The organism is Pleurocapsa sp. CCALA 161 (assembly GCF_003003995.1).
Lineage (GTDB): Bacteria > Cyanobacteriota > Cyanobacteriia > Cyanobacteriales > Xenococcaceae > Waterburya.
The window spans coordinates 1-6,251 of sequence record NZ_PVWF01000181.1 but is presented as its reverse complement, the minus strand read 5'-3'; the positions used below and the strand labels follow the sequence as shown (position 1 = coordinate 6,251).

Annotated in this window: 6 protein-coding genes; 3 read left to right on the top strand and 3 right to left on the bottom strand. The window is 40.8% G+C overall.

The features are described from left to right. A partial coding sequence (locus C7B62_RS23700; RefSeq protein ID WP_106243467.1) for a PhoH family protein occupies positions 1–1,185 on the top strand: 1,185 nt, incomplete at its 5' end. Positions 1,186–1,282: 97 nt separating this feature from the next. Here C7B62_RS23700 and gatB read toward each other — a convergent pair. Further along, positions 1,283–2,773, bottom strand: coding sequence for an Asp-tRNA(Asn)/Glu-tRNA(Gln) amidotransferase subunit GatB (gene gatB, locus C7B62_RS23695; RefSeq protein ID WP_106243464.1), 1,491 nt, complete (start codon positions 2,771–2,773; stop codon positions 1,283–1,285). A gap of 239 nt (positions 2,774–3,012) precedes the next feature. Here gatB and C7B62_RS23690 point away from each other — a divergent pair, with 239 nt between their 5' ends. Further along, positions 3,013–3,747 (top strand): response regulator transcription factor, encoded by a 735-nt coding sequence (locus C7B62_RS23690; protein ID WP_106243460.1) that lies wholly within the window; start codon positions 3,013–3,015, stop codon positions 3,745–3,747. Between the two features lie 25 nt (positions 3,748–3,772). Here C7B62_RS23690 and ribH read toward each other — a convergent pair whose 3' ends face one another. Next, positions 3,773–4,345 (bottom strand): 6,7-dimethyl-8-ribityllumazine synthase, encoded by a 573-nt coding sequence (gene ribH, locus C7B62_RS23685; RefSeq protein WP_106243457.1) that lies wholly within the window; start codon positions 4,343–4,345, stop codon positions 3,773–3,775. Between the two features lie 97 nt (positions 4,346–4,442). Continuing rightward, entirely contained in the window at positions 4,443–4,631 is a 189-nt protein-coding gene (gene psbZ, locus C7B62_RS23680) for a photosystem II reaction center protein PsbZ (protein WP_106243454.1), read from the bottom strand. A gap of 291 nt (positions 4,632–4,922) precedes the next feature. On the opposite strand from psbZ, the gene malQ reads away from it, so the two are divergent. Next, positions 4,923–6,251: 4-alpha-glucanotransferase (gene malQ, locus C7B62_RS23675; RefSeq protein WP_106243451.1), on the top strand; the 1,329-nt coding region annotated here is incomplete at its 3' end.

Here is a 6,251-nt window from a genome sequence, read left to right as displayed (position 1 = left end):
GGTCGCAATGCCAGAGAAGTTGCCCGCACCTTGGATCAACTGCGCCAGCAAGGAAACTTAACTACAGGGGTAAGCTTAAGTAACGGCGGTAGTCTTCGGGTTGCTTTAAGCGATCGCGACACCCTGAAAACCCTCCCCTTAGAATTGAGTGGTGATGTTGCCGATAACGCAATTTTGGCAGTAGGAATGCAGTCTAAATACAACTGTCAATGTCCTGTGGTGGTAGTCAGCAAAGATACTAATTTAAGAATTAAAGCCGATGCCTTAGGTTTACATGCTGAAGATTATGAAACGGATAAGGTAGACGTTGACGAGCTTTATACTGGCACTATGGAAGTCTTAGTTAGCTCTGAGCAAATAGCTGAATTTTTTCAAGCTGGCTCGGTAACGCTGGAGCGAGAATTTTTACCGAATCAAGATATTACCTTGGTAGACAGCCTTAACCCGTCTCATACTGCTTTAGGTATGGTAGAGGGAAAAAGCAGCAAGATTATTCCTTTAATAGCGTTACCAAAACTTGGAGTTTCGCGGATTCAACCTCGTAACCGTGAGCAACGATTTGCCCTCAATCTTTTATTGCAGGATTCAATTAAGCTAGTCACCCTGGTGGGTAAAGCAGGAACAGGCAAAACCCTATTGGCGATCGCCGCGGGACTACAAAAAGTGGCAGATGAAAAGCTCTATAATCGCCTGTTGATCTCACGTCCAGTTGTGCCGATGGGCAAAGATTTGGGCTACCTTCCTGGAGATATTAATGAAAAGCTCACGCCCTGGATGCAGCCTCTTTATGATAATTTTGACTTAATCTTTCGGACTCAAGATGTCACTGACAAACCTGGACATTGGCGCAGGGGACACGAAGAATTAATTGAGATGGGCATACTGCAAATTGAACCTCTGACTTATATTCGAGGTCGCACTATCCCCCAGCAGTTTTTAATTATTGATGAGGCGCAAAACCTCACTCCCCATGAGGTTAAAACTATTATCACCCGCGCAGGAGAAGGAACTAAGATAGTTTTGACCGGAGATCCCGATCAGATTGACAATCCTTATGTTGATGCTGCTAGTAACGGTTTAACCTATGTTGTGGAAAGATTTAAACATGAACCGATCGCAGGTCATATAACCCTTTTTAAGGGAGAACGTTCTAGTTTAGCCGAAAGAGCTGCTGCATTACTGTAACAAATAGCGAATAGCAAAAGCGAATGGCTATTCGCCCTGACGATTAACCTAAAACTGTTAGTTATGACTTTATTGTGGTGTTGTTGTGTTGGACTATTTAACCCTGTAGTTTTTTAGCGAGTAATTGATTTGCTAATTTAGGATCGGCACGTCCACCTGTTTGCTTCATAATTTGCCCGACAAAAAACCCTTTAAGCTTAGTCTTACCAGCACGAAATTGTTCTAACTCTTGAGGATGAGCTGCTATCACCTGATCGATAATCTTTTCAATTTCTCCTGTATCAGAGATTTGAACTAGGCCTTTGCTTTCAACCAAAGCTTTGGCTGAACCACCCTTAATTAATAGTTCGGGTAAGATTTCTTTAGCGATTTTGCCACTTATTGTTCCGTCCGTAATCAAGCTAATTAACTCGGCTAGAATTTCAGGCTTGAGTTTAGTTTCCGTAATGGTGAGATTATTACTATTAACATAAGCGGCAATGTCTCCCATTACCCAGTTAGCTACCTGCTTGGTATCTGCACCAGTAGCGATCGCTGCTTCAAAATATTCAGCCACAGCGCGATCGTCCGTCAACACTCTAGTATCGTAAGCTGATAAACCTAAATCGGCTTGATAACGGTGACGTTTACTGAAAGGAAGTTCAGGCAATTCAGCTTTCCAGGTTTCTAACTGCTCTTTTGATACTTCAATCGGCGGTAAATCTGGCTCAGGGAAATAACGATAGTCGCTACTGCCTTCCTTCAGACGCATACTCTTAGTCCGTTGCGTGCCTTCTTCCCACAAACGAGTCTCCTGATAGATTGGCTCACCATTTTCTACTGCTGCAATTTGTCTTTCAATTTCATAGTCGATCGCTTTTTGAATTGCACTAAAGGAATTCATATTCTTAATTTCTACCTTAGTGCCAAACTCTTTTTGTCCCACAGGACGCACAGAAATGTTTACATCACAGCGCAAAGAACCCTCGTTCATCTTCCCGTCACTAATGCCTAAATAAAGCATGATCCGCCGAATTTCTTGAGCGTATTCTGCTGCTTCTTTCCCTGAACGCAGATCGGGTTCGGAAACAATTTCCACTAAAGGTATCCCCGCGCGGTTAAAGTCTACTAGAGAATAGGTTGAACCATCAAGGCGATCGCTCCCTCCATGAGTTAATTTTCCTGCATCTTCTTCCATATGCAGACGAGTAACGCCAATTTTCTTTCTAATTGGTTCAGTGTTGGGTTGCTCCACAATCTCAATCTCGACCCAACCATGTTCGGCGATCGGTAGATCGAACTGAGAGATTTGATAGTTTTTGGGTAAGTCAGGATAAAAATACTGTTTGCGATCAAATTTACTATAGGGGGCAATTTGGCAGTTCAAAGCTAATCCTGCTTTGACTGCATATTCTAATACTTTTTCATTAAGGACAGGGAGTACTCCTGGATAACCTAAGCAAATTGGAGAGATATTTGCATTGGGATTATCACCGTCAAATTTAGTAGCTTCGCGACTAAATATTTTGGTTGCGGTGTTTAACTGACAGTGAGTTTCTAAGCCAATAATTGCTTCGTACTCTGTCTTGGCTGGTGCAGCACTAGTCATAAATTTTTTGCTCGGTAGAAAACAACTTATTTAATTTTAGATGTATCACTAGATTTAGTATAGACCAGGCATTTTTGTCGATACTGTGTATATTTAATTATTTTATGATATTTAAGAGTTTTCAAAGATAATACTGGATATTATATTTTGACAAAAAAATGTAAAATGGTAACCTATAAAAAATTAATTTAAAAAATATTTTATTTTCCTATCTTTCTATTCACTCACTTAAATTAAATATGATTCGCACCTTAATAGTCGATGACCAAAATATCATCCGCAGAGGCATAAAAGTATTATTAGAAGATTCCGCCGAAATTGAATTAATAGGTTGTGCCGAAGATGGTAAGACTGCTTTAAAACAGATAGAAGCAACTCAACCAGATGTCGTGTTACTAGATATAAATTTACCTGACATTGATGGGATTGCCGTTGCCAATCAAGTCGCCTCTAAATTTCCCAATGTTAAAGTAATTATCCTCAGTACCTATGAAGATGAAAGCTATGTCAGTCGAGCAATAGAATCAAGTGCCAAGGGATATCTACTCAAAAATGTCTCTGCTGAAGAACTAGAATGGTCAATCAAACTAGTACACCAAGGATACTCAGCATTTAAATCAGAATTATTAACACCTTTAAATCGAGAAAACCAGCAAACCAACCCCACAAATCGAAAATCAATTAATTCTGTAGAAACCTTAAAAATAATCCCCACAGAGAACAATTTGCCTTTACCAACATCACCAATGTCGTCTCCCCAAGTAGATAAAAAGTCAGCCGAATTAGAACTTTTATTAGCAAAAAATCAAGTCCGACAAAAATATTCTGCTTTAAATCAGCAACGCAATAACTCTGGATTTCACGATGTTACCATCAGCCGAGCCAAGAAAACGATGATGAGCTTTGAATTTAAGCTACTCGTTTTAATTATTCTTTTTTCTTTAGGATTTTTAACTTTTGTTGCTTTATCTTAGACTGAGGTTTTGACCCCAACTAAAACTAGCTATTAGACGCATTTTGTCCAATAACTTTAGGTAAAGAGATCGCCTCGCTGCCTGAAGGTAAGCTAGCGGGAGAAGTAGATAAAACTCGATGATTAAGCTGTTGCATTAAACTTGCCATTTCCAAGGCATTTAAAGCATAATTCCAGCCTAAGTTACTTTTTATACCTGCTCGCTCAAGTGCCTGCTGCATGGTATCTACCGTGAGAACACCAAAAATGACGGGGACACCTGATTGAAAGCTGGCTGCGGCGACTCCTTTGGCTGCTTCGGACGATACATAGTCAAAGTGAGGCGTTTGCCCGCGAATAACTGCCCCAAGGCAAATGATCGCATTATAACCACCAGAAAAAGCTAATTGTCGCGCTACCATGGCAATTTCATAGCTACCAGGAACCCATACATAGTCTACTTGACCACTATCAGGGTCAATATTAATACCGTGACGTTTCAAGCAATCTTGACAGCCAGAAATTAACTTTTCCGTTACTAGATCATTAAAGCGACCAATGATGATCGCCATCCGCAGATTTGATACGTCTCCTGCAAACGTTCCCTCAAAAACAGTCATAAAGCAAAAAAATTAGCTAAGAACATTAAAAATCTCTGTCGGTTCGAACATGACTAGGGCAAACTACTGTTCGCCCCTAAATTTGTCGTCTAGTCGTCTAAATGACAAAAAAGTTCAACACTGCCACTGCCACCACCAGAATAGTCCAAATTCCCGATCCAACATAGATTAAAGATTTCGATTGCTCCCAGTTTTGGGGCGAAGCATAGGCGACAGGAACGCCAATTACCATCACAAAAGAAAATAGAACTAGAGCAGCTAGTACCAATTGAAATAAAATAGTCATTTTTTGATTCTCCTAAATCAAGATAGCCGAAGGCAAATCTGTAAATAAAGTTTTAATTTGGTTATTTTTTCCTGATATATTACGCTACCAAAAATCGACTACATCTGAGCAGGAATTTGTTACACAATGCTAAATAACGTTATTCAAACTTTTGTAAATTAGACAGATACCAAAGCTTTGAAAAAGTTAAGGTTTCAGCAACGGTCAAAAATCACTTTGTCCTCTCGTGGCAGAGTAATTTATAACCACATTAAGATTAAGACAAAAATTACTAAAATTCATCCATCATAAATGTTAGATTTTCGCGCTAGCGGTGTATTACTTCATCCCACCTCTCTGCCGAGCCGTTTTGGGATTGGCGATTTGGGCGAGAACGCATATCGATTTGTCGATTTTTTGGCAAATAGTGACCAGCAAATATGGCAAATACTACCAATTGGGCCGACAGGTTATGGCAACTCTCCCTATCTATCTTATTCTGCTTTGGCAGGAAATCCGCTATTAATTAGCCCCGCAGTTCTGCAACAGCAAGATTTATTGACCTGGGAGGATCTACAGCATCTGCCAGACTTTCCTCTAGATCGGGTGGACTTTGAGAGGGTGATTGAAATAAAAATGCCTTTGCTACGCAAGGCAAGCGATCGCTTTCAAGAGATCGCCTCAGATGAAGAAAAAGGAAAGTTTCAAAGTTTTTGTAACCGACACAATGATTGGCTGAGTGACTATGCTCTATTCATGTCTTTGAAAGAGGCTCACCATAGCAGTAGCTGGAATCAATGGGCAGCAGATATTTCTGCTCGTCAGCCCCAAGCAATGGTAGAATGGGCTGCTAAATTAGCTGATGATCTTCTCTTCCATAAGTTTGTCCAGTATCAGTTTTTCTATCAGTGGCAAAATCTTAAGCAGTATGCCAACGAGCAAGGTATCAAGCTTTTTGGCGATATTCCTATCTATGTTGCTCATGATAGCGTTGATGTCTGGGCGCACCGCCAGATTTTTCAGCTAGATCCCGATACGGGAGAAGCCACCTTAATAGCTGGTGTCCCCCCAGATTACTTTAGTGAAACAGGACAACTTTGGGGTAATCCTGTATATAACTGGCAAGAACTGGAAAAAACTGATTTTAAATGGTGGATCAGAAGAGTCGAAGCTATCTTAGAATATGTTGATATTGTTCGGATCGATCACTTTAGAGGGTTGCAAGCTTACTGGGCAGTACCCCACGGAGAGACTACAGCGATCAAAGGTACTTGGCTCAATGCTCCTGGGGATAAATTTTTTCAACGGTTAGAGAAACAGTTGGGTAAACTACCAATTGTGGCAGAAGATTTGGGGGTGATTACTCCTGAAGTAGAGGCGTTGCGGGATAAATTTAGCTTTCCTGGCATGAAAATCTTGCAGTTTGCCTTTGATGGCGATCGCGCTAATGGTTTTTTACCCTATAACTATACAGACCGCAACTGCATTGTTTACACAGGTACTCACGATAATGACACTACCCTAGGCTGGTTTAATGAGCGATCGCCTGAAGAAAAAGTTCAAGTGATCGATTACCTCGGCTGTATAGGCAACGACGGCATTCACTGGGCAATGATTCGCCTAGCCCTGGGTTCAGTGGGT

Excerpts from the sequence above, each read along its gene's own strand:
- gatB (WP_106243464.1), bottom strand. The coding sequence starts at position 2,773 with ATGACTAGTGCTGCACCAGCCAAGACAGAGTACGAAGCAATTATTGGC.
- psbZ (WP_106243454.1), bottom strand. The coding sequence starts at position 4,631 with ATGACTATTTTATTTCAATTGGTACTAGCTGCTCTAGTTCTATTTTCT.
- ribH (WP_106243457.1), bottom strand. The coding sequence starts at position 4,345 with ATGACTGTTTTTGAGGGAACGTTTGCAGGAGACGTATCAAATCTGCGG.
- C7B62_RS23690 (WP_106243460.1), top strand. The coding sequence starts at position 3,013 with ATGATTCGCACCTTAATAGTCGATGACCAAAATATCATCCGCAGAGGC.